At 52.1% G+C, this 25,978-nt stretch carries 20 protein-coding genes; 11 read left to right on the top strand and 9 right to left on the bottom strand.

The features are described from left to right. Positions 1 to 116 precede the first annotated feature (116 nt). From hmsP to HV041_RS21300, 3 genes are all read left to right on the top strand, one after another. Entirely contained in the window at positions 117 to 2,123 is a 2,007-nt protein-coding gene (gene hmsP, locus HV041_RS21290) for a biofilm formation regulator HmsP (RefSeq protein WP_121585511.1), read from the top strand. Between the two features lie 157 nt (positions 2,124 to 2,280). Next, on the top strand, positions 2,281 to 3,567 hold the full coding sequence (dctA, locus tag HV041_RS21295; protein WP_048213643.1) for a C4-dicarboxylate transporter DctC: 1,287 nt from the start codon (positions 2,281 to 2,283) through the stop codon (positions 3,565 to 3,567). Between the two features lie 222 nt (positions 3,568 to 3,789). Next, entirely contained in the window at positions 3,790 to 5,283 is a 1,494-nt protein-coding gene (locus HV041_RS21300; protein ID WP_048213642.1) for a pitrilysin family protein, read from the top strand. A gap of 100 nt (positions 5,284 to 5,383) precedes the next feature. On the opposite strand, the gene HV041_RS21305 is transcribed toward HV041_RS21300, so the two are convergent. Continuing rightward, complete coding sequence (locus tag HV041_RS21305) at positions 5,384 to 6,313, bottom strand: sugar kinase (protein ID WP_121585183.1); 930 nt, start codon at positions 6,311 to 6,313, stop codon at positions 5,384 to 5,386. A 227-nt stretch (positions 6,314 to 6,540) separates the two neighbouring features. On the opposite strand from HV041_RS21305, the gene pdeH reads away from it, so the two are divergent. Together pdeH and HV041_RS21315 are read left to right on the top strand one after the other, a co-directional pair. Further along, on the top strand, positions 6,541 to 7,308 hold the full coding sequence (gene pdeH / locus HV041_RS21310; protein WP_005133851.1) for a cyclic-guanylate-specific phosphodiesterase: 768 nt from the start codon (positions 6,541 to 6,543) through the stop codon (positions 7,306 to 7,308). Between the two features lie 77 nt (positions 7,309 to 7,385). Further along, a complete protein-coding gene (locus HV041_RS21315; RefSeq protein ID WP_121585182.1) occupies positions 7,386 to 9,446 on the top strand; it encodes an AsmA family protein in 2,061 nt (686 codons plus the stop codon). Between the two features lie 93 nt (positions 9,447 to 9,539). Here the strand turns inward: HV041_RS21315 and HV041_RS21320 are convergent, their stop codons facing one another. From HV041_RS21320 to HV041_RS21330, 3 genes are all read right to left on the bottom strand, one after another. Beyond that, complete coding sequence (locus HV041_RS21320) at positions 9,540 to 10,862, bottom strand: MFS transporter (RefSeq protein WP_048213639.1); 1,323 nt, start codon at positions 10,860 to 10,862, stop codon at positions 9,540 to 9,542. 300 nt (positions 10,863 to 11,162) lie between these two features. After that, positions 11,163 to 12,161 carry an inner membrane protein YhjD gene (gene yhjD, locus HV041_RS21325; RefSeq protein ID WP_061066779.1) on the bottom strand — a complete coding sequence of 333 codons (999 nt, stop codon included), beginning with the start codon at positions 12,159 to 12,161 and terminating at the stop codon, positions 11,163 to 11,165. Between the two features lie 70 nt (positions 12,162 to 12,231). Beyond that, positions 12,232 to 13,131: a LysR family transcriptional regulator gene (locus HV041_RS21330; RefSeq protein ID WP_061068776.1), complete on the bottom strand. Its 900-nt coding sequence runs from the start codon at positions 13,129 to 13,131 to the stop codon at positions 12,232 to 12,234. Between the two features lie 119 nt (positions 13,132 to 13,250). On the opposite strand from HV041_RS21330, the gene HV041_RS21335 reads away from it, so the two are divergent. Continuing rightward, positions 13,251 to 14,009, top strand: coding sequence for an SDR family oxidoreductase (locus HV041_RS21335; RefSeq protein ID WP_048213637.1), 759 nt, complete (start codon positions 13,251 to 13,253; stop codon positions 14,007 to 14,009). Positions 14,010 to 14,375: 366 nt separating this feature from the next. Beyond that, positions 14,376 to 14,978 (top strand): response regulator transcription factor, encoded by a 603-nt coding sequence (locus HV041_RS21340; RefSeq protein WP_061066778.1) that lies wholly within the window; start codon positions 14,376 to 14,378, stop codon positions 14,976 to 14,978. Between the two features lie 18 nt (positions 14,979 to 14,996). Here HV041_RS21340 and HV041_RS21345 read toward each other — a convergent pair whose 3' ends face one another. Next, complete coding sequence (locus HV041_RS21345) at positions 14,997 to 15,347, bottom strand: lysozyme (RefSeq protein WP_101742808.1); 351 nt, start codon at positions 15,345 to 15,347, stop codon at positions 14,997 to 14,999. A gap of 412 nt (positions 15,348 to 15,759) precedes the next feature. Between HV041_RS21345 and HV041_RS21350 the strand changes: the two genes are divergently transcribed. Further along, positions 15,760 to 17,349, top strand: a complete 1,590-nt coding sequence (locus HV041_RS21350) for an STY4199 family HEPN domain-containing protein (protein ID WP_101742795.1) — start codon at positions 15,760 to 15,762, stop codon at positions 17,347 to 17,349. 38 nt (positions 17,350 to 17,387) lie between these two features. Here the strand turns inward: HV041_RS21350 and HV041_RS21355 are convergent, their stop codons facing one another. Then, positions 17,388 to 19,037, bottom strand: coding sequence for an alpha,alpha-trehalase (locus HV041_RS21355; RefSeq protein WP_121585181.1), 1,650 nt, complete (start codon positions 19,035 to 19,037; stop codon positions 17,388 to 17,390). Between the two features lie 426 nt (positions 19,038 to 19,463). On the opposite strand from HV041_RS21355, the gene HV041_RS21360 reads away from it, so the two are divergent. Next, positions 19,464 to 20,858 (top strand): cytochrome-c peroxidase, encoded by a 1,395-nt coding sequence (locus HV041_RS21360; protein WP_040231653.1) that lies wholly within the window; start codon positions 19,464 to 19,466, stop codon positions 20,856 to 20,858. Positions 20,859 to 21,081: 223 nt separating this feature from the next. On the opposite strand, the gene HV041_RS25200 is transcribed toward HV041_RS21360, so the two are convergent. After that, positions 21,082 to 21,213: a hypothetical protein gene (locus tag HV041_RS25200; RefSeq protein WP_005122496.1), complete on the bottom strand. Its 132-nt coding sequence runs from the start codon at positions 21,211 to 21,213 to the stop codon at positions 21,082 to 21,084. A 27-nt stretch (positions 21,214 to 21,240) separates the two neighbouring features. Between HV041_RS25200 and dinQ the strand changes: the two genes are divergently transcribed. Continuing rightward, complete coding sequence (gene dinQ, locus HV041_RS21365) at positions 21,241 to 21,324, top strand: damage-inducible type I toxin DinQ (protein ID WP_003837776.1); 84 nt, start codon at positions 21,241 to 21,243, stop codon at positions 21,322 to 21,324. Positions 21,325 to 21,390: 66 nt separating this feature from the next. On the opposite strand, the gene gorA is transcribed toward dinQ, so the two are convergent. Both gorA and HV041_RS21375 read right to left on the bottom strand, forming a co-directional pair. After that, entirely contained in the window at positions 21,391 to 22,743 is a 1,353-nt protein-coding gene (gene gorA, locus HV041_RS21370; protein WP_121585180.1) for a glutathione-disulfide reductase, read from the bottom strand. A 104-nt stretch (positions 22,744 to 22,847) separates the two neighbouring features. After that, on the bottom strand, positions 22,848 to 23,690 hold the full coding sequence (locus HV041_RS21375; RefSeq protein WP_121585179.1) for a 23S rRNA (adenine(2030)-N(6))-methyltransferase RlmJ: 843 nt from the start codon (positions 23,688 to 23,690) through the stop codon (positions 22,848 to 22,850). A 207-nt stretch (positions 23,691 to 23,897) separates the two neighbouring features. Here HV041_RS21375 and prlC point away from each other — a divergent pair, with 207 nt between their 5' ends. Continuing rightward, positions 23,898 to 25,940, top strand: a complete 2,043-nt coding sequence (gene prlC, locus HV041_RS21380) for an oligopeptidase A (RefSeq protein WP_182294263.1) — start codon at positions 23,898 to 23,900, stop codon at positions 25,938 to 25,940. The last annotated feature ends 38 nt before the right edge of the window (positions 25,941 to 25,978 follow it).

Here is a 25,978-nt window from a genome sequence, read left to right on the forward strand (position 1 = left end):
GTGCCTATCCTGTCGCGATAATGCACGCTGGGAAGTTTTCAGATACCGCCTCTCTTAATACCGCTACGATCGGGTATACTCTGACGGCTGTTTTTGTCTATCCGTGGAGAGTCAGTTTGCGTGTCAGTCGCTCGTTAACAATAAAGCAGATGGCGATGGTTGCGGCCGTTGTCATGGTGTTTGTTTTTATTTTTTGCACCGTTTTGTTGTTCCATTTGGTCCAGCAGAACCGCTATAACACGGCTACGCAACTGGAAAGCATCGCTCGCTCCGTCCGTGAACCTCTGTCGGCTGCCATCCTGAAGGGGGATATCCCCGAAGCAGAAATGATTTTAAGCCGTATCCAGCCCGCTGGCGTGGTCAGTCGCGCGGATGTGGTACTGCCCAACCAGTTTCAGGCATTGCGGATGAGCTTTATCCCTGAACGCCCCGTTCCGGTTACGGTGACCCGACTGTTTGAACTGCCGGTGCAGATTTCGCTCCCGGTCTATTCTCTTGAGCGCTCTGCCAACCCACAGCCGCTGGCGTATCTGGTGTTACAGGCGGATTCATACCGCATGTACAAATTCGTGACGAGCACGCTTTCAACGTTAGTGACCATTTACTTACTTTTGTCGTTAATCCTGTCGGTAGCCATCTCCTGGTGTATTAACCGCCTGATTGTGCACCCGTTACGCAAAATTGCTCGCGAACTGAACGATATTCCGCACCAGGAGCTGATCGGCTATCAACTGGCATTACCGCCTATGCATCAGGATGATGAGATTGGGATGCTGGTGCGTAGCTACAACCTGAATCAGCAACTGGTCCTGCGCCACAGTGAAGAGCAGAACGACAATTCGATGCGCTTTCCGGTCTCTGAACTGCCAAATAAGACGTTCTTAATGGGGCTACTTGAGCAGATTGTTACTGGCCCGCAAACAACTGCGCTGATGATTGTCACCTGCGAAACCCTGCGTGATACCGCCGGTGTATTGACCGAGACCCAGCGGGAAATCCTGCTGTTGACGCTGGTTGAGAAACTGAGATCGGTGCTGGCGCCCAGAATGGTGCTTACTCAGGTGAGCGGCTATGACTTCGCGATTATCGCGCACGGTGTGAAGGAACCCTGGCATGCAATCACATTAGGTCAGCAAGTACTTACTATCATGAATGAACGGTTGCCCATTCAGGGTATTCAGCTTCGCCCGAGCTGCAACATTGGGGTGGCGATGTACTACGGCGATTTGACGGCGGAACAGCTATACAGTCGTGCGCTATCGGCAGTGCTAACCTCGCGTCGCAAGGGTAAAAATCAGATCCAATTCTTTGATCCGCAGCAAATGGAAGAAGCACAGCAGCGTTTGACCGAAGAGAACGACATTCTGACCGCGCTTGATCACCAGCAATTTGCGCTGTGGATGCAGCCGCAGGTAGAGATCGCCAGCGGCAAGATGTTGAGTGCTGAAGCTTTATTGCGGATGCAGCAGGCAGACGGAAGCTGGGAATTACCGGAAGGGTTAATCGACAGGATTGAATCCTGCGGTCTGATGGTGACGGTTGGATATTGGGTGCTGGAGGAGTCTTGTCGCCAGCTTGCGGCCTGGCAGGAACGTGGTCTGATGTTACCGCTGTCGGTGAATCTGTCTGCGCTACAGCTCATGCACCCCAGTATGGTGTCGGATCTGCTGGAGTTGTTAAACCGATATCGCATTAAGCCCGGTACCTTGATTCTGGAAGTTACCGAAAGCCGGCATATAGATGATCCAAACGCCGCTGTCGCTATCCTGCGCCCGCTGCGCAATGCGGGGGTACGCATTGCGTTGGATGACTTTGGTATGGGCTATGCGGGTCTGCGACAGTTGCAGCACATGAAGTCACTGCCAGTTGATGTGCTCAAAATCGATAAGATGTTTGTTGAAGGCCTGCCAGAAGATAGCAGTATGATTTCTGCCATTATTCAGCTGGCTCACAGTCTCAATTTGCAAATGATTGCGGAAGGCGTTGAAACCGAAGCGCAACGCGACTGGTTATCACAGGCAGGGGTGGATGTCGCGCAAGGATTCCTGTTTGCCCGTCCGGTTCCGGCAGATATCTTCGAAGAACGCTATTTAGCGAAGGAATCAGCTGATTACAAAAGTTAAAAAAGGTAGCGCTTGTGCGAGCCAGTTCAAAATTTTTAACAAATTTGTATCAATTATGATCCAGGTGCATTTCTGTCATGTTGTGTGGGTGTTACTTTAAGGCCGCAGGTTAAACAAAACCTTACAAGACCTGTGGTTTTTACTTTAAGGACACCCTATGAAAACCTCTATCTTCAAAAGCCTTTACTTTCAGGTCCTGACAGCAATTGCCATTGGTATCCTCCTTGGCCATTACTACCCTGAATTAGGCGCCCAAATGAAACCGCTTGGCGACGCGTTCGTTAAGCTCATTAAGATGGTCATCGCACCTGTTATCTTCTGTACTGTCGTTACCGGCATTGCAGGTATGGAAAGTATGAAAGCAGTAGGCCGCACAGGTGCGGTTGCACTGCTTTATTTTGAAGTGGTTAGTACGATTGCGCTGATCATTGGTCTTATCATTGTCAACGTGGTGCAACCCGGCGCCGGGATGAACGTCGATCCGGCAACGCTGGATGCCAAAGCGGTGGCGATTTACGCCGAGCAGGCAAAAGACCAGGGGATCGTGGGCTTCCTGATGGATATTATCCCGGGTAGCGTCATCGGCGCGTTCGCCAGCGGCAACATCCTGCAGGTATTGTTGTTCGCGGTGATGTTTGGTTTTGCTCTGCATCGTCTGGGCAGCAAAGGCCAGATGATTTTCAACGTAATTGAAAGTTTCTCGCAGGTTATTTTCGGCATTATCAACATGATCATGCGCCTTGCGCCGATCGGTGCTTTCGGTGCCATGGCCTTTACCATCGGTAAGTATGGCGTTGGAACGCTGGTGCAACTGGGTCAGTTGATTATCTGCTTCTACATTACCTGTATCCTGTTTGTGGTCGTGGTTCTGGGCTCCATTGCCCGCGCAACCGGCTTCAGCATCTTTAAGTTTATCCGCTATATCCGTGAAGAACTGCTGATCGTTCTGGGGACCTCTTCTTCCGAGTCAGCGCTGCCGCGTATGCTTGATAAGATGGAAAAACTGGGCTGCCGGAAGTCGGTTGTCGGGTTGGTTATACCCACGGGCTACTCGTTTAACCTTGATGGGACATCGATATATCTGACTATGGCGGCGGTGTTTATCGCGCAGGCCACCAATAGTCATATGGATATCTTCCATCAGATAACCCTGTTGGTGGTGCTGCTGCTCTCCTCGAAAGGCGCAGCGGGCGTGACCGGAAGTGGCTTTATCGTGCTGGCAGCGACAATTTCCGCAGTAGGGCATCTGCCGGTAGCGGGTCTGGCGCTCATCCTGGGTATTGACCGCTTTATGTCTGAAGCGCGTGCGCTGACTAACCTGGTCGGTAACGGGGTGGCAACGGTCGTTGTGGCTAAGTGGGTGAAAGAACTGGACCACAAAAAGCTTGATGATGTGCTGAATAATCGTGCGCCGGATGGCAAAACGCACGATTTATCCTCTTAATCTCTCCACTTATGCCCGTAGTCCCTTCCAGGACTGCGGGCGTTTGCGCATAATTACCCCCTGTGCCTGAAACTGTCTGTTCGACGGTTTCGGGATTTTTTCACTTCTTCCGTGACATTTTTATGTTCTTGCGGTCTAACACGAAGTGTTTTTAACGTCATATTCAGAGGGTCCTTCTCAGGGCTGTCTTTTTATTTCCAGGATAGTTGATCAGGGGTTCACATGCAGGGCACAAAAATTCGACTTTTAGCGGGCGGCTTGCTGATGATGGCCACTGCCGGCTATGTGCAGGCAGATGCGCTCCAGCCTGACCCGGCGTGGCAACAGGGCACGCTGGCAAATGGTCTCCAGTGGCAAGTGTTAGCCACTCCCCAGCGCCCCAGCGACCGTATTGAGGTCCGCCTGCTGGTTAATACCGGTTCACTCACCGAAAGTACGCAACAGAGTGGTTTCAGCCATGCGATCCCACGTATCGCGCTGACGCAAAGCGGTGGCCTTGATGCCACGCAAGCCCGTTCATTGTGGCAGCAGGGGTTTGATCCTAAACGCCCCATGCCGCCCGTTATCGTTTCCTATGATTCCACGCTGTATAACCTTAGCTTGCCCAATAGCCGGAATGACCTGCTGAAAGAGTCACTTTCTTACCTGGCGAATATTTCCGGCAAGCTGACCATTACCCCTGAAACGGTTAACCATGCGCTGAGCAGCGAAGATATGGTGGCAACCTGGCCGTCAGATACCAAAGAGGGATGGTGGCGCTATCGTCTGAAAGGCTCCACGCTGTTAGGGCACGATCCTGCCGATCCGCTGAAAAAGCCGATTGATGCAGCAAAAATTCAGTCGTTCTACCAGAAATGGTATACCCCGGATGCGATGACGCTGATTATCGTCGGTAACGTTGATGCGCGCAGCGTGGCTGAGCAAATCAATAAAACCTTCGGTGAGTTAAACGGAAAACGTGAAACGCCGGCTCCGGTGCCTACGCTCTCTCCACTGCGTGCGGAAGCGGTAAGCATTATGACCGATGCGGTACGCCAGGATCGTCTTTCCATCATGTGGGACGCGCCGTGGCAACCTATTCGTGAATCCGCCGCGTTGTTACGCTACTGGCGTGCCGATTTAGCCCGTGAAGCGCTGTTCTGGCATATTCAGCAGACGTTATCCAGGAACAACGCGAAAGACATCGGCCTCGGCTTTGACTGTCGGGTGCTGTTCCTGCGTGCACAGTGCGCTATTAACGTTGAATCGCCGAACGATAAGCTGAATGCGAACCTGGGCACGGTGGCTCGTGAACTGGCGAAAGTGCGGGACAAGGGCCTGCCGGAAGAAGAGTTCAATGCGCTGGTAGCGCAAAAAAATCTGGAATTGCAGAAACTGTTTGCCACCTACGGCCGCACCGATACCGATATTTTGATCAGCCAGCGTTTGCGCTCGTTGCAAAACCAGGTGGTGGATATCGCGCCAGAACAGTATCAGCGTTTACGGCAGAACTTCCTTAATGGCCTGACCGTTGAGATGCTGAATCAGGATTTGCGTCAGCAGCTATCGCAGGATATGGCTCTCATTCTTCTTCAGCCGAAAGGGGAACCTGAGTTCAACATGAAGGATCTGCAGGCGACATGGGATAGCATAATGGCGCCGGTTACCGCAGCGGCAACGTCGGCTGAAACGGATGAATCACATCCTGAAGTGACGGATATCCCGCCAGTACAGTAACTTGTAGGCCGGATAAGGCGGTTACGCCGCTATCCGGCATTGGAGATGCCGGGGGCGCTTTGCTTGTCCGGCCTACGGTATGCAGACCGGATAATCGACGTTACTGCGGCATGGCGTCGCGTGGGATAATCGCCCCGCGATGCTGAATAACGGTGCTTGCCGTCAGGTGCCCGCGTTTAGCGGCTTCAGCGGCATCGCCACCGGTTAAACGCACTGCCAGATACCCGGCACTGAAGGAGTCTCCTGCCGCCGTGGTATCGATCACTTTTTCTTTCGGTAATTTTACAGCCGGTACATCGATAAGTCCTTCACCCTCGATGGACACCAGGCAAGAGTCTGCGCCGCGCTTCACAACCACTTCCTGTACGCCAGCTGCGTGAGTCCGGGCAATTACGTCCTCTACGGGTTTTTCACCCCACAGCGCGTCTTCATCGTCCAGCGTCAGGAACGCAATATTGGTGCACTCCAGCATCTGCTGATACACCTGCTGAGTTTCTTCTTTGCTGCTCCACAGACGCGGGCGGTAGTTGTTGTCAAAAATAACCTTGCCGCCGTTGGCGCGACACTCGCGCAGCAGCGACAGCAGTTTGTCACGGCTGGCCGGGCTTAAAATCGCCAGGCTGATTCCGCTCAGGTACAGGTAGTCGAATGTCGCCAGCGTTTTGCAAATGGCGCCGGATTGTTCGCTCTCCAGCCAGAATTTTGCCGCCGCTTCATTACGCCAGTAATAGAAGGTGCGCTCGCCAGTACTGTCAGTCTCAATGTAATAGAGACCCGGCAGACGGTTTTCCATACGCTGGGTTAATGACGTATCGACGTTTTCTCCCTGCCAGGATTCCAGCATTTGCTGGCTGAAATTGTCAGTGCCCAGCGCCGTGACGTAATGTACGGAAAGGGCCGCAGAATCGACCTGACGGGCAATATAAACGGATGTATTCAACGTGTCGCCACCGAATCCGCGCTGAACGTCGGCGCCTTTCTGTGACAGCTCAATCATGCATTCGCCAATCACGGCAATCTTCCTGGACATAGTCGTAACCTGCTCTGAAAAAAATTAGCGTTAGTGTGCGCTGTGGGTGTTAAGTGGTCAACTATATTAAAACAACGTTCCATTATTTTTTTGAGCCAGAACGTGTTCTGTGTCGTTTTTACCGCTGTTTTTATTTTGCGTACTGCTGAACGTAAAGTTCTGCGCCTGAGCGCCGATAACCTTTGACGAGTCCGGTCAGTCACACTCTTATTTACAGGACACCTCAGATGATAAAGCAGGTCACCCAGCAGCTAATTACGCCAGATGCGAGTATCGAATGCTTGCAGGAGCGACGCTATTGGCTGCAGTGCGAGCGTGCTTACACTTATCAGCCCATTTACCAGACCAATGGTCGGCTGATGGCCGTAGAGCTGCTAACCGTCGTGAGCCATCCTGATAACCCTGCTCAACGCATTGCGCCAGACCGTTATTTTGCTGAAGTTGCTGTTCGGCATCGCGTTGAGGTAGTGAAAGAGCAGCTTGAACAACTTGAACTGAAAAGTGATTTTTTCAGAGCCCACGATCTGCTGGCCTCCGTCAATGTCGATGGCCCGACGCTCATTGCGATGCGCCAGGACCCCGAGATCCTGAAAATCATTGAATGCCTGCCCTGGTTACGCTTTGAGTTGGTTGAGCATATCCGCTTACCGAAGGGATCGTCGTTTGCCTCGATGTGCGAGTTCGGCCCGCTCTGGCTGGATGATTTTGGTACCGGGATGGCCAATTTCTCGGCCCTTAGCGAAGTGAGTTACGACTACATCAAAGTGGCGCGGGATCTGTTTGTCATGCTGCGTCAGACGCCGGAAGGCCGTAACCTCTTCACTTTGCTGCTCCAGCTTATGAACCGCTATTGCCGTGGCGTGATTGTCGAAGGTGTTGAAACCCTGGAAGAGTGGCGCGATGTGCAAAACTCACCGGCTTTTGCTGCTCAGGGCTATTTCCTCTCTCGTCCGGTGCCACTGAGTACCCTGGAAGAGGTGATTCTGTCGCTTTGATGCGGATGTAGCGTGCCTCCTTTTCGCCCTGCTGGACTATCTTTAGGACAGGCAAGGGAGGAAGTCAGGAGGAAAACGTGACGAAAACAAGCAAAATAGCCGCATCCGTAGTAGGGTTTTTCTTGTTGCTGATCGTCGTGCTCATCATTGTGATTGCGACATTTGACTGGAACCGGCTCAAACCGACCATCAACCAGAAAGTCTCTACTGAACTCAACCGTCCATTCGCCATACGCGGTGATCTGGGCGTCGTCTGGGAACGCCAGAAGCAGGAAACCGGCTGGCGCAGTTGGGTTCCGTGGCCGCATGTTCATGCTGAAGATATCATCCTCGGCAACCCGCCAGATATTCCCGACGTTACCATGGTGCATCTCCCGCGTGTTGAAGCTACGCTCGCCCCACTGGCACTGCTGACAAAAACCGTCTGGCTCCCGTGGGTCAAGATGGTGAAACCCGATGCGCGGCTCATTCGGTTGTCGGAGAAAAACAACAACTGGACCTTTAACTTCGCCGGGGATGAAAAACGCGACCCCAATGCGCCGCCACCCGCGTGGTCTTTCAGGCTGGATAACATTCTGTTCGATCAAGGGCGTATCGCTGTTAATGATAAGGTGACGAAGTCGGAGCTTGAGATCCTGGTCGATCCACTAGGCAAGCCGCTACCGTTTAGCGAAGTGACAGGCACCAACAGCAAAGAAGGGGGCGCCAGCGTTGAGGATTACATTTTTGGTCTGAAAGCCCAGGGCCGCTACAACGGTGAGCCGCTAACCGGAACGGGAAAAATTGGCGGGATGTTGGCGTTACGAGGCGAAGGTACCCCTTTTCCGATACAGGCTGACTTTCGCTCGGGCAACACGCGCGTGGTATTTAGCGGCACGATAAATGACCCGATGAATATGGGCGGTGTCGATCTACGGCTTAAATTCTCTGGGGATTCACTTGGGGATTTATACGATTTGACCGGTGTGCTGTTACCGGATACACCACCGTTTGAAACGGACGGGCGTCTGGTGGCGAAAATCGATCCGGAAAAGTCCTCTCTTTTTGAATACCGCCATTTTAATGGTCGCATTGGCGATAGCGATATTCACGGGACGCTGGCCTACACCACCGGCAAGCCGCGACCCATGCTGAAGGGCGATGTGGAATCACGCCAGCTGAGGCTGGCTGATTTGGGGCCGCTGATCGGTGTGGATTCAGGCAAAGGGGCAGAACGGGCAAAACAATCTGAACAGCGCAAAGGTGAGAACAGTGCGCAACCCGCAGGCAAAGTCTTGCCGTATGACCGTTTTGAAACCGACAAATGGAACGTAATGGATGCTGATGTGCGTTTCAAAGGACGGCGTATCGAACACGGCAGTAGCCTGCCCATCAGCGATCTCTCCACCCATATCCTCCTGAAAAATGCTGACTTGCGCCTGCAGCCACTGAAATTTGGCCTCGCAGGGGGCAGTATTGTTTCCAGCATTCATCTGGAAGGGGATAAAAAGCCGATGCGGGGGCAGGCGGATATTCAGGCTCGCCGCCTGAAGCTAAAAGCACTGATGCCGGACGTGGAGTTGATGCAGAAAACGCTCGGTGAGATGAACGGTGACGCCAGGTTGAGCGGTAGCGGAAATTCAGTGGCTGCGCTGCTGGGTAACAGCAACGGTAACCTGAAGCTATTGATGAATGATGGATTGGTCAGTCGCAATCTGATGGAGATCGTTGGGCTGAATCTGGGTAACTATATCGTCGGACAAATATTCGGTGATGACGAAGTACGGGTGAACTGCGCAGCGGCAAATCTGGATATCGTCAATGGCATCGCGCGCCCACAAATTTTCGCGTTCGACACAGAAAACGCGGTGATCAACGTGACCGGGACTGCAAGCTTTGCATCTGAGCAACTGGATTTAACCATCGACCCGGAGAGCAAAGGCATTCGTATTATTACCCTGCGTTCGCCGCTGTATGTCCGTGGGACCTTTAAAAATCCACAGGCTGGCGTGAAGGCCGGGCCGCTGATTGCACGCGGTGCGGTGGCTGCCGCGCTGGCAACGCTGGTTACGCCAGCGGCGGCGCTGCTGGCGCTAATTTCTCCGTCTGAAAACGAAACGAATCAGTGCCGGACGATCCTGTCGCAGATGAAGAAGTGATGAGCGCGCCGGATGCGGTGTAAACACCTTATCCGGCTTACGGGGGATTGCAGTCTGTAGGCCTGATAAGCATAGCGCCATCAGGCAATCAAATTACAGCGATTGATGCCGTGTCTCATGGGTTAACAGCAGCGCAATCAGCGTTAAAGCCGCCATCGATGCCAGATACGTACCGACCGCCGCCAGACCGTAGTTCCCCTGCAGCCATGCGGCAATATAAGGGGCAACAGAGGCACCGAGAATTGACGAGACGTTGTATGAGAACGACGCTCCCGTATAGCGCACTTCAGTCGGGAACAACTCCGGCAGCAGTGCCCCCATCGGGCCGAATGTCAGACCCATCAGGCTCAGGCCAAGCAACAGGAAAGCGAACACCAACACCGGATTGCCAGAACCGAGCAGCGGTTTAAAGGCAAACAGCGCAAACAGAATGATAAGCGTGGTGATGATGAGCATGCTCTTGCGACGACCAAACGCATCGGCCAGCAGGCCAGCCACTGGTACCATAACGCCAAAGCCAATAACCGCCATCATCAGCATCCACAACACTTCATTACGCGGCAGGCCAAGCCCTACGGGGGCTGCGGCAGTGCTGAACGTCATCGAATAGACGGTCATGATATAAAACAGTGTATAGGTCGCCAGCATGATGAATGTGCCAAGGATCGTCACACGAACATGTTTTGTCAGCAGAGTACCCAGTGGGATTTTCACCTGTTTTTTCGCTGCGGCGACTTTGGCAAATACCGGCGATTCGTGGAGAGAAACACGGACGTAGAGACCGATAATGACCAGTACGGCAGAGAAGATAAACGGCACGCGCCAGCCCCAGCTCATAAACTGTTCGTCGGTCAACAGCCAGGAGAGCAACAGGAACGTGCCGTTAGCGAAGAAGAAACCGATAGGCGCACCCAACTGCGGGAATGAACCGTACAGCGCGCGTTTACGCGGTGGTGCGTTTTCCGTTGCCAGCAACGCCGCGCCGCCCCATTCACCGCCCAGACCTAAACCCTGACCAAAACGCGCCAGCGCCAGCAGCAAGGGGGCGAAAATGCCGATGGTTTCATAGCCCGGCAGCAGGCCAATCACAACCGTTGAAATCCCCATGGTGAGCAGTGAAGCAACCAGCGTGACTTTACGTCCAACACGATCGCCGAAATGGCCGAATACGGCGGAGCCGATCGGGCGGGCCACGAAGGCGATAGCAAAGGTAGCCAGCGACTGTAGTGTGGCCGCCGTGGGGTCACCCTGCGGGAAGAAGATGTGGGGGAACACGATCACCGCCGCGGTCGCGTAAATATAGAAGTCGAAGAACTCAATGGCAGTGCCGATGAGCGAAGCGACGACGACTTTATTGCGCGAATTGACCGGGGCGTGTTCCTGTTCGTTATCGAGTGTTGTGGCGGTTGCTTGCATAATATTTTCTTATTTTGGGTCGAACGAAAGGCCATATTACGCACAGCAAAAGAGACATTTCAATCTGTAACAAACTTTGAGATAGGTCAAAAATGGAGCAAAAAGGGGATAATTTTTAGGCTTGAGATTTCACTTCCATGAAATGCTTCACACAATTTAAAACTTAGTTGATAAAACTGGTTTTTGGTTAAATAAAAGTTACGTTCTGGATTTATTCACTAAATCGGTGAGAGCAGGCGGCATTATAATTGCCGGATGGCGCTGCGCTTATCCGGCAATTCACAACTAATCCGGCGGTGGCTATTGCGTTTTCCCCGGCATACGCGGGTCGTCTTTGTATTCCGCTGTGGCAATCCAGGCGGCGCAGAACAGGGTCAAACGCGCGAAGAAGTAAAAGAATGCCATCAGCCCAAGCACCGAACCAAACGCCGCGCCGGAGGGGGATTTTACCAACGATGGCAGCGTGTAGGTCATGACGATCTTAATCACCTCAAAGCCAATAGCCGCAATAAATGTTCCGCGAATCAGCGCCTTCTTACGCGGTCGGTGACGCGGTAGCCGCCAGAAAATCCAGAAGAACAGCAAATAGTTGGCGAAAATGGAGATCGCCAGACCAATCAATCGCCACGCGGGTTTCAGCCACTCAATACCGTCGAGATACAGTGCCGAGATGATCATTTGCTGGGCAGAACCGGCAATGGAGGTAATCGACAGCGTAACGATCAGCGCAATCAGCAATCCAATCAATGAGACAAAATCACGCAGGTATTTAACCCATATTTTTTCCTGATCCTGCGGTGTGCGTTCCCAGAGGTCCCGCGACTGTGCACGAATAGCTTCACGCAGGTTTCCCATCCAGTTAATACCAGAGTAGAGGGCGATTCCAAGCCCCACCAGACCCACGGTGGTACGTTGCTGAACGGCAGTATTGATGGTGTTTTTCAGCGTCGAGGCCAGCGTCGGATCGCTAACGTTGAGCAATATTTTGCTGAAGATATCCTGTAATAACGTGGGGTGTGAGGCGAGAATAAAACCGGCCGCCGCAAACGACACCATCAGGATAGGGATCATCGACAGGAACGAGAAATACGTGATGGCTGCGCCAAACTGATTTCCCATTCGGTCATTAAAACGCTCTGCTGCGCGGATCAGGTGGGCGATAACAGGTTGACGTTGAATTTTTTCAGCGAAGGTCAGGGCAGTTTTCAACGCCTGGTTCGCTGTGGCGTTTTTCACCGGCGTTGTGGCGGTTTGCTGTTGTTCAGGCGTAGGGTGCTTTGCGTGGTGTTCCTGCGTCATCCGATCGGTAGTCCTTATTTTGTTTACTCATGACATTATAGCCGCTCAGACCCACTTCCCGAAAAATGGGCTAATCCACATAGTCTTTCATCACACCGGTCAACCATTCCATGAACAGATGTACCCGGCGGGAAAGGTTCCGGCGATGTGGATAGAGCAAAGAAACGGGCATGGGTTCGGCCCGATATTGCGGTAACACTTCAACCAGAGTACCGGCGCGAAGGGCTTCACGCACCCCGACGCGTGGTACCTGAATAATGCCCAGCCCGGCAAGACATGCCGCATGATAGGTTTCTGTGCTGTTCACGGTCAGCATGCCGCCCGTTTTTACCCATGCAGTCCCATTGTCTGTAGCCACCTCGAAGCCCTGTGCGCGTGTTCCCAAATTGACCGAATAATGCACCACGGCATGTGAGGCCAAATCCTCCAGGCTTTCCGGATAACCAAAGCGGGCCAGATACTGTGGACTGGCACAGTTAATCTGCGTGAGTTTCCCCAGCGGTCGGGCAATCAGCCCCGAATCTTTCAGTGTGCCAACGCGTACGACGCAGTCGAAACCCTCACGAATTAAGTCTACCAGGCGGTCACTGCTGCTGAGTTCAAGCTCCAGCCCTGGATACTGATGCAAAAAGACGGGCAGGCGGGGCATGACCAGATTTCTCGCCACGCCAACCGGCATATCGACGCGCAGCTTACCGCTGATACTGGCTGGATCGTGATGGAACAACCCATCCAGTTCATCCAGATTGCTCAACAGATCTTTTGCACGTTCGTAATAGATCATGCCGTCTTGTGTGAGCTGAACGCGGCGGGTAGTGCGGTGCAGAAGCTGCGTACCCAGATGATTTTCCAGGGCCTGGATTTGGCGCGATACGCTACCTTTAGGAAGTCCAAGGGTGTCTGCCGCACGTGAAAAACTCTCCAGTTCTGCGACGCGGATGAACAACTGCATTGCGTGAATTTTATCCATTCCCATGCCCTATTGTTGTTCTGAATGAAACAGTAATGCGCAATTAGCGATATTTATTGTTCTTCTACCACCTAATAAGCTTTGTCTCAATCATCACAACATCTGAAATGAGGTTTCTTATGACGCAACGTATCGCATTAGTGACCGGTGGCGGTCGTGGTCTCGGTAAAAACGCGGCACTTAAGCTGGCGAACAAAGGAATAGGTATCGTCCTGACGTGGAACAGCAATGAAAAAGAGGCGCAGCAGGTTGTGGATGAAATTCGGCAATCTGGTGGAAAAGCAGCGGCATTACCGTTAAATGTCGGGGATATTTCAACTTTCCCATCCTTCGTTGAACAGATGAAGCACACCTTAAAGGCACAGTGGCAAAGCGAAGGGTTTGATTATTTATTGAACAACGCCGGAATCGGCATTACTGCGCCGTACTCTGCATTCACCGAAGCGCAATTTGACCAATTGCTGAGCATCCAGTTTAAGGGGCCATTTTTCCTGACGCAGAGTCTTCTTCCGCTGATGAACAAGGGGGGAAGGATCCTCAATGTCTCGACCGGCCTGGCGCGTTTTGCTCTACCGGGCTACAGCGCCTATGCCGCCATGAAAGGGGCGATGGAAGTGCTTACCCGGTATCAGGCTAAAGAGTTGGGGGAACGCGGTATTACGGCAAATATTATTGCGCCGGGCGCGATTGAAACTGATTTCGGCGGTGGGAACGTGCGTGATAACGCGCAACTGAATGCATATATTGCCTCGCAAACGGCGCTGGGACGCGTCGGGTTACCGGATGATATCGGTGATGCCATCGCCGCGTTGCTCAGCGATGAACTCGCCTGGATGACTGCACAGCGTATTGAGGTATCTGGCGGGATGTTCCTGTAACGTGCAACGTGCTTATTCAATAGGCTGCGGTAGCTGTTGAATGAGCACTTAATGCTATATTGTAATTTGTAACATATTTATTATTTTTTCAGGATATCTTATTTTCAGCTAAAAATGTATTCTCTGAAAATTAATATTAATAAGGAATTCTGACCCTCGATAAATGAGGAATGTCTCAGAAATCTATCCTGTTCTGCCCGCTTTGTGTAATCCTTTTTCTTGAGCTGTAACTATTCATAACTCTTGCTTTTTTATTCTTCGCTTATCGGTAGAATGACCCCTGCCAAATGGTGAGTTATTATTTTTCCTCGTGAAGAATACCCTTTCGCGTCTCAAGACTACTATTTTTTAGACGGAGAGTTAATAATGCAGGTAATAATGTTTGACAGGCAGTCAATATTTATTCATGGAATGAATATAAGTTTGCAGCAACGAATTCCAGGAGTGAATGTTCAGGGTGTCAGTCAGGCAGATGACCTTTGGCAAAAACTGGAAAATACCCCAGATGCGCTGCTCATGCTGGACGGTGATCTCGACGGTGAGTTTTGCTGCAGCTTGCTGCAACAGATTGCACACTCTTTTTCAACGGTGAAGGTGCTGATCTCTGCCACTGATTGCAGTAAGAAATGGCTGCAGGATGTGACGCAATTAAACGTGTTGGCCATTGTGCCGCGTGACTCTGATGCAGAAACCTTTACTCTGGCGCTTAACAGCGTTGCGATGGGCATGATGTTTCTTCCCAGGGATCACTTAGCGACAAACGATAGCAGTCGGCAAAATATAAAAACATTAAGCGCCCGCCAGCGGGAGATCCTGACCATGCTGGCGGCTGGTGAGTCAAATAAACAAATTGGTCGGCTGTTAAATATCAGTACCGGAACGGTAAAAGCCCACCTTGAGTCACTTTATCAGCGCCTGGAAGTTAAAAACCGTACTCAGGCAGCAATGATGTTAAATGAATTTCTATAATTGATATTTATTTCACGGTCAGACGCTATCTGGCTGTGAAATATTAACCGGCCACCTTTCTGCGTGACAAAAGCGCGTTATCCCAACACTTAGCATCCACGCAATAAAGACTTCTTGTTGAAACGGGTCGTTAAGCTGAGGTTTATTTGTGCGTATTAATGCTTGGCAGATATCCAGATCTGTGAGCAGCAGGGATTCTGCCTGCGCCATTGAAATGGGGGCAACAAAGGTTTCATCGGGTGTAATTTCATGCCCGTAGCCAATGACCCATACACCATTTTTATCCTGATACTTTTCCAGCGACAGGCCCTGCCATTGCTTGATAAATGCAATACCGGCGGAGGTAAAATGAGCGGCGCAATGCGGCATAATGATTTCTCTTAAAAGAAAAACAGTATAAAGATAATTATCAGCAGACGTAGTTGCCATATGGCCATTTTTGGCCATAAACGCCTTACGACTTAAGGGGCGGCATTCACGTTTTAACCGGCTAAACATCCTGTCATCTCAGGCACTTTTCCCGATATGCTATTGCGTATCGCCAGGCATAACCAGTCACCCTCCGTCATTGAGGGGCAGTCGCGCTGTTTTCAACACCGACACGGATTTATCTCCAGAATAAATTTCAATGATTTTGCCGTTGTCACTGCAAAACGCATTTATTTGTTATATGAATGTGTTCTAGTCTACAGCGGCACAATTCTGCGCTGTGCCACGTTTATAAAAAGATAACGAAATACATCGTGAGGCCGCACCTTTCTGGGCTCTTTTAGGGAAGATAATGACCAATAGCGCGTTACAGGCGACATGTGCGCCATTTGAACACTGTTTGGGGATCATCCGTCAGGCGTCGGTGGAAATTTTGCTGCTGTTAGGCGTACATGTGGCAGAGGGCAAAGATCCGCGTTGGTTTCTGGAGCAACTCGATCAGGCCCGACTGAATCTGGGCGGTTGGGGGGCTGTCGCCAGACGCTTGCAGATGAATGATGCGCAACTCAGCCAGTTCACGTTGCGTTTACGCCATCTTCAACAGAGTGTGCCTCAGTATGAAAGCGGTCAGGATGTCAGTGAAAACCAGCTGATTTCCGCGCTGCGTTTTGTAGCAGCACTGGAGCAATTACGCCAGCAACAGCCGCTCCTGAACTATCAAACCGATATCGACATCGGGGGGCAGGATGCGCAGATGCGGGCGCAGCGTCAGCTTCGCGCAATAGAGTTAACGCTCAAAGCCCTCGTCGCACGGGTATGGCCAGATCAGCATCCGCTAAACAGTTTTCTGAAGCAGCACTTTGGTGCCGAACGCTTGCGTCGCTGGTTAAAGCTGGGCGAAGGACGTGATGCGCTGGACGGCATGTTGTTTAGCGAACTGGCGTTGATGGTGGTCGATAAGAAACTATTTGTTCGCCACTTTACGCAGATTTTTAATGATACGTCAGTGTTGATGCTGTTTGTCGAACCGCGCTTAACGCTGCGAATGTTTCTGGATGATTGCCGACAGGCGCGAAACGCTGTCATTGCTCAGCAACCGCTGACGTCAGTACAGCTGATGCTGTTAAATTACCAGTACCAACAAATTACGCATTCTGTGCAGCGAGCGTTTGAAGAGCGCCGAACGCGTATCAATCCTGCATCGTATCTGGAATCTGATGAGTCGACGGTTCGTCAATTCTGGGAAACGGCAAGGCAAAAAGACGAGCAGGCTGGAGGCGATAAAAAGGAAATTGCTGACAGTATCGATCCTCCTGAGAAGCGAGCGCAGCGTACGGCCGAAGAGCGCGAACAGCTGATTTCCGGCATGCTGTGGGTGGCTGTCGGTGTTATGGTTCTGGCGATCTCGCTGGGCGCTTTCTGGCTATTCAATGCACCTGCACCGCAAGCATCTTCAGGGCAAACTGTTGAGATAGTGCAGGAAGAGCCGCGGCGTGATGCGCCTTCTGCGCGAGAATCGGTGACCCGGATGGGCATTACATGGGATACCTTTAATATGCGGGCGGCTATCGATCGCAACGATACCCGCGTCACGTCGCTGTTCCTGCAAGGAGGTATGGACTGGAAGCTGGCGTGGACGGAGCAGGCATTTTCCGCGGGGAACACCGCAGTTCTGAAGCTGCTGCTGCGGTATCCCTCACAGATGGATGAGGCTAAACCCTGCCAGCAGTTTATGACTACGCTCAGTCATGCCATGTCGAATGGCGCATCACTGACGTCACTGCATAAAAGCTACCTACAAAGTTTCTGCTCGACACCGGAGGTCGTTGCTCGTCAGCAGTATGATATGGAACAGGCCCAACTGCGTGTGCGCGCAGATCCAAATGCAGAGAACAAAAAATGGCAGAAAATCCACACCGCGCTGTACGATGCCATTAACTAACGGCCCGATGCATTTCGTGGCATCAGGCCGTCAGACATTTACGGTTCACCGTACAAACCGATTAATCGGCGCACCACGCCATTCGTCCAGCCAAATCCGTCCTGCAGCGGATATTCCCCGCCGCCGCCTTCGCGCGGCGTGCCGTCAGCGATATGGTACTTTTCAATTAGCTTGTGGTGTTCATGATAAAAAACATTAACTGTTTTCAGCCAGTTACGGGCAATTTCATCACCGAGATGGTCATCGCCATACAGTTTAAACCCCTGAATCGCCATCCACTGCAGCGGTGCCCAGCCGTTGGGTTTATCCCACTGCTCGCCGGTTTCATACTCGGTTGCTAAAATCCCGCCTGGCGTGAGTAAGCGGCTGCGTACCGTGTTGGCGAGTCGGTCGGCTTGTTCATGTGTTGCCATACCGACATACAGCGGCACAATACTGGCGGCAGAGAAAAGGGCCATTTGTTCGCGCCGCCAGTCGTAATCGCGATAGCAGCCGTTTTCATCGTCCCACAGATAGCGGTTCACCGCATCGCGGCGGTCACTGGCTTTCTGGCGAAACTGCGCTTCCGTTTCTTTGTCGCCTTTCAGCGCGGAAATATTGGCGATGGTGCTTTCCAGCTTGTAGAGGAAGGCGTTCAGATCAATCGGGATGAACTGAGTGGTGCGTATGCTGGCAAGGCGGCCTGCATCGCGTAGCCAGCGCGAGGAATAATCCCAGCCGGAGGCCGCGCCCGCGCGCAAATCCCGATACACCTCATTGGGTGGACGACCTGAATGCTTGGCGGTCTCAACGTCTTCAAGCCATGACTCATCACGCGGGGTATCACGATCGTCCCAATAGCGGTTGAGCAGAGAACCGTCCGGCATTCTGATCACGTGGCGGTACGCCTGATTAAGCACCAGCGAGTCGGCGCCATCCATCCAAAACGTGTACTCCATTTTGAGATGTTCAAGATAACGACGCGCACCGCGTACGCCATCCTCTTCAAACAGTTCGACCATTAGCGCGAAGACCGGTGGCTGGGAGCGGCTCAGATAGTAGGTGCGGTTGCCGTTCGGGATGTGACCATAGTTTTCAATCATCCAGGCAAAGTTATCTGCCATACATTTCAGTAAGTCTTCCCGGCCACTCTCCGCAAGACCCAGCATGGTGAAGTAGGAATCCCAATAGTAGGTTTCGCTAAAGCGTCCGCCTGGCACGATGTATGACTGCGGTAGCGCCAGCAGCGAAGACCAGGGAATATGATCCTGCGGCTCGCGAGTCAGCACGGGCCACAGTTGATCAATATGCTCTTTCAGCGAGCTTTCAGGGTCGGAAACATATTCGCTGGTGGGGGTTTCCGGCAGCCAGAAATGGTTCTCGACAAAGCGTTGCAGGTCAAAGTCCCGGTGGCGTTTAACCTTGCGATAGCGAATCAAAATATCCAGCGGGTCCATTTTGGGTGCGCAGTCTGGAAAGGTTTTGCTATCAGCAAACAGTTTTGATGACTGGACGTGTTCAAAAAGCTCAAGGTAACGATCGGCGGGGGTTAACGCGTCCGAGGCGGGAAGTCCCTCAATCATTTCCGGTTCAGGCTCCGCCTCAATCATTTCATCCAGCTTTAACTCGCACGGATCCATTTCATAAAGTAGATCGACGTCGATCGTCAGTTCTTCTGAAGGGGCGTGGGGTAGTTTCTGGTTGAGCATAATGAGAAAGACCTCCGGTAACTGTTGAAATGCTAAGGCTATTGCCTGGTTGTCTGTTAAGCGTAGACATTCGCTTCGATGCCGGGTGAGTAAAGCGTGCGGTCGATCACGTTTTTATGCTTTCCAATAATAAAGAAATAAAACTATCCCAATGATAACAATGAGAAATTTATAATTATTCACAATCTAAAACTATTTCATTTTCAGAACATTCGATTGCAACGAGGTGTGAATAGAACCAGGTAACGGCTCATTCTTATAATAGGCGCAGGCTATTCTATCGATAGTTCCCGCCCATGTAATTGATTGATACTTATCAAAAAAGTAATCCCCCCATTTCCTATGATGGTCAGGTCTGACAAAGACGGTGCATTAATTATTCTAATTTTCTGGGTCACAATAACTCACAACGGTGAGGGTAAAATAATGAAAATCATTACCCGTCTTACCGCGATGGCTATAGCAGGCATCGTGATTTGTTATTTTGGATTATCCGGTTATGTGTGGTATCACGATAATCAACGTAGTAAACAAGCTGATGTCCAGGCTTCTACGCTGGAAGAAAATAATAAAGTATTAGGGTTTTTACGCGAAAAAGGATGCGATTATTGTCATACCCCTTCAGCGGAATTACCTTTCTATTCTTCTTTTCCTGTCGCTAAACAGTTGATGAATTACGATATTCAACTGGGATATAAATCCTTCAATCTTGAAGCCGTACGTGCGGCACTGGTCGCGGATAAACCCGTTTCGCAAAGCGATCTGAATAAAATTGAATGGGTGATGCAGTACGATACTATGCCGCCGACGCGTTATACCGCGCTGCACTGGGCCGGTAAGATTAGTGATGCTGAACGCCAAGAGATTCTTGGCTGGGTAGCAAAACAACGTGAGCAGTACTACGCCAGCAGTGATACGGCAGCTCAACATCGCAATGAACCGGTTCAACCGATACCGGAAAGTATCCCGACAGATGCCCGTAAAGTGGCGCTCGGTTTCTCGCTCTATCATGACCCACGGATTTCCGGTGATAGCACGATTTCTTGTGCGCATTGCCATGCCCTGAATGCGGGCGGCGTGGATGGCAGAAAAACGTCAATCGGCGTGGGGGGCGCTGTCGGTCCTATTAATGCGCCGACGGTATTTAACTCGGTGTTTAATGTGGAGCAATTCTGGGATGGGCGTGCGCCGACGTTGCAAGCTCAGGCGGGGGGCCCGCCGTTAAATCCCATTGAAATGGCATCGAAATCCTGGGATGAAATTATCCAGAAACTGGATAAAGATCCGCTTCTGAAGCAACAATTTATCGCGGTTTATCCGCAGGGATTTAGTGGTGACAATATTACTGATGCGATTGCTGAGTTTGAAAAAACGCTGATTACGCCAAATTCGCCGTTTGATAAATGGCTACGTGGTGATGAAACGGCGTTAACTGCCCAGCAAAAAAAGGGTTATCAGCTGTTTAAGGATAATAAGTGTGCGACCTGTCATGGTGGTATTATTTTAGGCGGACGCTCATTTGAGCCCCTGGGGCTGAAAAAGGACTTTAATTTTGGTGAAGTCACTGCGGCAGATATTGGCCGCATGAACGTTACGAATGAATTACGTGACAAGCTGCGTCAGAAAGTGCCTGGTCTGCGTAACGTTGCGCTAACTGCACCTTATTTCCATCGTGGCGATGTACCGACGCTCGATGGCGCGGTAAAACTGATGCTGCGTTATCAGGTCGGTAAGGAACTGCCGCAGGAAGATATCGACGATATTGTGGCATTCCTTGAGAGTCTGAATGGGGTGTATACGCCGTATATGCAGGGTAAATAGACTTTGCCCTGGTCCTGATTCGGACGTAAAAAAACCGACTTCACGTCGGTTTTTTTACGCTTCAGCCCGAGTTGGTGGCTCTGGCCGGAGTGAGATAGTTATCATCTAACGCTTCAATCCTATTACCTTAACGGTACTATTGCAAGAATGCGCTGGCAGTTACGATTAAAAGAACTGTATATTTATCCAGTTGGCTCTGTAACTTATCCCTTCCGGACGCGCGCTAAACGCTTTCTAAGTCCTGATCGGCGAAACGGGTGGTGCCGTTGGCCGATGCTCTGGCCGGGGTGAGATAGTTATCATCTAACAATGGAGCATGCCCCGTGACAGGCAATGGATGAGTAAGCGGGTGCATTCTCACTCCATCTGATGGAGAAAACGGGTGATTGATAAAGCAATCATCGTTCTGGGAGCGTTAATCGCGTTGCTGGAGCTGATCCGCTATCTGCTGCAACTTTTGAACTGATAGCGGAAACGTAACTAAGGGCAAAGAGCTAACCCCTCTTTGCCCTTTAACACTCATGAAGTGCGATTAACGCATGGTCACGAACTCTTCTGCCGCCGTCGGGTGAATGGCAACGGTGTTATCGAAGTCTTTCTTGGTGGCGCCCATTTTCAGTGCCACCGCGAAGCCTTGCAGCATTTCGTCCATGCCAAAGCCGATGCCGTGAATACCGACAATCTTCTCTTCTGGCCCAACGCAGACCAGCTTCATGCGGCACGGTTGGCGGTGAGAGGTAACGGCGGTATACATCGCGGTAAACGATGATTTATACACTTTTATCTGGTCATCGCCGTGCTGTTCGCGTGCCTGCTGCTCGGTTAACCCTACAGTACCAATTGGCGGATGGCTGAAGACCACGGTTGGAATGTTGCTGTAGTCCAGATGCTCGTCCGGCTTGTTATTAAACAGACGTTCGGACAGACGACGGCCTGCGGCAACCGCAACCGGCGTCAGTTCAACGGCACCGGTATTATCGCCGACGGCATAAATCCCCGGAACGCTGGTGTTCTGGTATTTATCCACGACGATGTAGCCTTTTCCGTTGGTTTTCACACCCGTTGCAGCCAGATTGAAGTCGTCGGTTGCCGGTTCACGACCGATCGCCCAAATCAGGCAATCTACCGTTTCGCTACGACCATCTTCCAGTTGCAGAGTCAGGCTGCCGTCTGCATTTTTAACCACGGCTTTCGGAATCGCGTGAGTATGCAGGGTCGGGCCTTCAGTGTTCATCACTTCAACCAGGGTTTCGACAATCATCGGATCAAAGCTGCGCAGCGGCGCGTGTTTACGCACAAAGAGATGTGTTTGCGCGCCCAGACCGTTAATCACGCCAGCCAGTTCAACGGCGATGTAGCCAGCGCCGACGACCGCCACGCGTTTCGGCAGCGCGGGCAGCTCAAAGAAACCGTCGGAGTCGATGCCGTATTCCACACCCGGAATATTCGGATGGCTTGGGCGGCCGCCGGTCGCAATTAAAATATGATCGGCAGTGATTGTTTCACCGTTCACTTCAATGGTTTTAGCATCAACGAAGCGGGCAAAGCCTTTAATGACATCGACGTTATTTTTACCTAACACGTTATCATAAGAGGTATGGATGCGATCGATATAGGCGGTACGGCTGGCGATCAGTTTATCCCAATCAAACTTATTGATAGTGGTGTCGAAACCATAATCCGGGCCATACATATGAATAGCTTCGCGGATCTGCGCGGCATGCCACATCACTTTCTTCGGTACGCAGCCAACGTTGACGCAAGTGCCGCCTAACGCTTTGGCTTCAATCAGTGCGCATTTCTGGCCGTACATTGCCGCACGGTTAATGGAAGCAATACCGCCGCTGCCGCCGCCGATAGCGATGTAATCATAGTGCTTGGTCATGACCGCTCCTTCATGTTCATTGTAGGGCGGAGAAGCGTTATGCCATCCGCCAAAATATTCGCGATTGTATACCTGAATTTAAAAGGTTCCACCGATGGCTGCGATTACTCCGGCACGATCCAGCTGACGGAGGTGTGCCCGGTTCCTGCCGGAACCAGTTTGCTGTGTAGCCACGGCAGGACGTTGTTCATCTGCTGTTCCAGCTTCCACGGCGGGTTAATCACAATCATGCCGGAAGCCGTCATACCACGCTGATCGCTGTCCGGGCGAACCGCCAGCTCAATTTGCAGGATGCGGCGAATGCCGGTGTCTTCCAGATCATGAATCATACGTTTGATTTGCTGGCGCAGAACCACCGGATACCACAGCGCATAGGTGCCGGTTGCGAAACGCTTGTAGCCTTCGTTAATACCGGTCACCACCGTCTGGTAGTCGCTTTTGATTTCGTAGGGTGGATCGATAAGGATCAGCCCGCGACGGGAAACCGGCGGTAATTTCGCTTTTAACTGCTGATAACCATCGGCTTTGGCCACGCGCGCGCGCTCATCTTTCTGGAATTCGCCGCGCAGCAGAGGAAAGTCGCTCGGGTGCAGTTCTGTCAATTGCAGGCTGTCCTGCTCACGCAACAACTGGCGGGCAATCAGCGGAGAACCCGGGTAGTAGCGCAGCTGACCGCTGCGGTTGAAGTGCTGCACCACGCCAATGTAGGGTTCCAGTTCGGCTGGCAAATCGTCCTGTTGCCAGATACGGGCGATCCCTTCCAGATATTCACCGGTACGTTCGGCATGCTCACTGCTCAGCTGATAACGGCCAGCGCCAGCATGGGTATCCAGATAGAGAAACGGTTTTTCTTTCTCTTTGAGCGACTCGATGATCAGGCTCTGGACGGTGTGTTTCAGGACGTCGGCGTGGTTGCCTGCGTGATAACTGTGGCGATAACTGAGCATGGGTAATGAAATTCCGCTGAAATGACGATTTGCCACAGTTTACAGCAGATTGGCACAGATTACCCGTAGGCCCGGTAAGCGCAGCACCACCGGGCGTCTTTCCGTCACAGTTAGCATTGAAATCCTCTACACTTAACCCCATTCTACAAATAATATGTACAGCGCCGGATACGCGCTTCATTCACTCTTTTCAACAGGACCGCGCTAATGACCAATCCATTACTGACTCCCTTCGAACTGCCGCCGTTTTCTAAAATTCAGCCTGAGCATGTCGTTCCCGCTGTGACTAAGGCGCTAAACGATTGCCGCGAAAACGTTGAACGCGTGGTTGCGCAGGGCGCGCCGTACACCTGGGAAAATCTCTGCCAGCCATTGGCGGAAGTGGACGATGTTCTGGGGCGTATTTTCTCTCCGGTCAGCCACCTGAATTCGGTGAAAAACAGCTCGGAGCTGCGCGAAGCCTACGAACAAACGCTGCCGCTGCTGTCTGAATACAGCACCTGGGTTGGGCAACATGAGGGGCTGTACAAAGCCTACCGCGATCTGCGCGATGGCGATCATTACGCCACCCTGAATACCGCACAGAAAAAAGCGGTCGATAACGCACTGCGTGATTTTGAGCTGTCTGGCATTGGTTTGCCGAAAGAAAAACAGCAGCGCTATGGCGAAATCGCGACCCGTCTGTCTGAACTGGGTAACCTGTACAGCAACAACGTGCTGGATGCGACTATGGGCTGGACCAAACTCGTCACCGACGAATCTGCGCTTGCCGGGATGCCGGAAAGTGCGCTGGCCGCCGCTAAAGCCCAGGCTGAAGCCAAAGAGCAGGAAGGTTATCTGCTGACGCTGGACATCCCGAGCTACCTGCCGGTCATGACCTACTGCGACAACCAGGCTCTGCGTGAAGAGATGTACCGCGCTTATTCCACCCGCGCATCTGACCAGGGGCCAAACGCGGGCAAATGGGATAACAGCCCGATAATGGAAGAGATCCTCGCGCTGCGCCACGAACTGGCTCAACTGCTGGGCTTCGAAAGCTACGCCTTTAAATCTCTGGCCACGAAAATGGCGGAAAACCCGCAGCAGGTGCTCGAGTTCCTGACGGATCTGGCGAAACGCGCCCGTCCGCAGGGTGAGAAAGAGCTGGCCCAACTGCGCGCCTTCGCGAAAGCGGAATTTGGCGTTGATGAGCTGCAGCCGTGGGACATCGCGTACTACAGCGAGAAGCAAAAACAGCACCTTTACAGCATCAGCGATGAGCAGTTGCGTCCTTACTTCCCGGAAAACAAAGCGGTTAACGGCCTGTTTGAAGTGGTTAAGCGCATTTACGGCATTACCGCGAAAGAGCGTACTGACGTAGACGTCTGGCAGCCGGAAGTTCGCTTCTTTGAACTGTACGATGAAAACAACGAGCTGCGTGGCAGCTTCTATCTGGACCTGTACGCGCGTGAACACAAACGCGGCGGGGCGTGGATGGACGACTGCGTCGGCCAGATGCGTAAAACCGACGGTACGTTGCAAAAACCGGTCGCTTATCTGACCTGTAACTTCAACCGTCCGGTGAACGGTAAACCGGCGCTGTTTACCCACGATGAAGTGATCACCCTGTTCCATGAGTTTGGTCACGGTCTGCACCACATGCTGACCCGCATCGAAACGGCCGGTGTTTCCGGCATCAACGGCGTGCCGTGGGATGCCGTCGAACTGCCGAGCCAGTTTATGGAGAACTGGTGCTGGGAGCCAGAAGCGCTGGCGTTTATCTCCGGTCACTATGAAACCGGTGAGCCGCTGCCGAAAGAATTGCTGGATAAAATGCTGGCGGCGAAAAACTACCAGGCAGCGCTGTTTATTCTGCGTCAGCTGGAATTCGGCCTGTTTGATTTCCGTCTGCACGCGGAGTTTAACCCGCAGCAAGGGGCGAAAATCCTTGAAACCCTGGCCGAGATTAAAAAGCAGGTTGCCGTCGTGCCAGGGCCGACATGGGGCCGCTTCCCGCATGCCTTCAGCCACATTTTTGCGGGCGGCTACGCAGCGGGTTACTACAGCTATCTGTGGGCTGATGTCCTGGCGGCTGACGCGTTCTCTCGCTTTGAAGAAGAGGGGATTTTCAACCGCCAAACCGGACAGTCTTTCCTGGATAGCATCCTGACTCGAGGGGGGTCTGAGGAGCCAATGACGCTGTTCAAACGCTTCCGTGGCCGTGAGCCGCAGCTGGATGCGATGCTGGAGCATTACGGGATTAAAGGCTGATTTACCGTCATACTTCAAGCTGCCTCTCCGGCAACTGC

Source organism: Citrobacter sp. RHBSTW-00029, assembly GCF_014104295.1.
Lineage (GTDB): Bacteria > Pseudomonadota > Gammaproteobacteria > Enterobacterales > Enterobacteriaceae > Citrobacter > Citrobacter youngae.

Excerpts from the sequence above, each read along its gene's own strand:
- gorA (WP_121585180.1), bottom strand. The coding sequence starts at position 22,743 with ATGACCAAGCACTATGATTACATCGCTATCGGCGGCGGCAGCGGCGGT.
- HV041_RS21305 (WP_121585183.1), bottom strand. The coding sequence starts at position 6,313 with ATGTCCAGGAAGATTGCCGTGATTGGCGAATGCATGATTGAGCTGTCA.
- HV041_RS21335 (WP_048213637.1), top strand. The coding sequence starts at position 13,251 with ATGACGCAACGTATCGCATTAGTGACCGGTGGCGGTCGTGGTCTCGGT.
- HV041_RS21355 (WP_121585181.1), bottom strand. The coding sequence starts at position 19,037 with ATGCTCAACCAGAAACTACCCCACGCCCCTTCAGAAGAACTGACGATC.
- HV041_RS21340 (WP_061066778.1), top strand. The coding sequence starts at position 14,376 with ATGCAGGTAATAATGTTTGACAGGCAGTCAATATTTATTCATGGAATG.
- HV041_RS21330 (WP_061068776.1), bottom strand. The coding sequence starts at position 13,131 with ATGGATAAAATTCACGCAATGCAGTTGTTCATCCGCGTCGCAGAACTG.
- pdeH (WP_005133851.1), top strand. The coding sequence starts at position 6,541 with ATGATAAAGCAGGTCACCCAGCAGCTAATTACGCCAGATGCGAGTATC.
- yhjD (WP_061066779.1), bottom strand. The coding sequence starts at position 12,161 with ATGACGCAGGAACACCACGCAAAGCACCCTACGCCTGAACAACAGCAA.
- HV041_RS21350 (WP_101742795.1), top strand. The coding sequence starts at position 15,760 with ATGACCAATAGCGCGTTACAGGCGACATGTGCGCCATTTGAACACTGT.
- HV041_RS21375 (WP_121585179.1), bottom strand. The coding sequence starts at position 23,690 with ATGCTCAGTTATCGCCACAGTTATCACGCAGGCAACCACGCCGACGTC.
- HV041_RS21300 (WP_048213642.1), top strand. The coding sequence starts at position 3,790 with ATGCAGGGCACAAAAATTCGACTTTTAGCGGGCGGCTTGCTGATGATG.
- HV041_RS21360 (WP_040231653.1), top strand. The coding sequence starts at position 19,464 with ATGAAAATCATTACCCGTCTTACCGCGATGGCTATAGCAGGCATCGTG.
- HV041_RS25200 (WP_005122496.1), bottom strand. The coding sequence starts at position 21,213 with ATGCACCCGCTTACTCATCCATTGCCTGTCACGGGGCATGCTCCATTG.
- prlC (WP_182294263.1), top strand. The coding sequence starts at position 23,898 with ATGACCAATCCATTACTGACTCCCTTCGAACTGCCGCCGTTTTCTAAA.
- HV041_RS21345 (WP_101742808.1), bottom strand. The coding sequence starts at position 15,347 with ATGCCGCATTGCGCCGCTCATTTTACCTCCGCCGGTATTGCATTTATC.
- HV041_RS21320 (WP_048213639.1), bottom strand. The coding sequence starts at position 10,862 with ATGCAAGCAACCGCCACAACACTCGATAACGAACAGGAACACGCCCCG.
- dctA (WP_048213643.1), top strand. The coding sequence starts at position 2,281 with ATGAAAACCTCTATCTTCAAAAGCCTTTACTTTCAGGTCCTGACAGCA.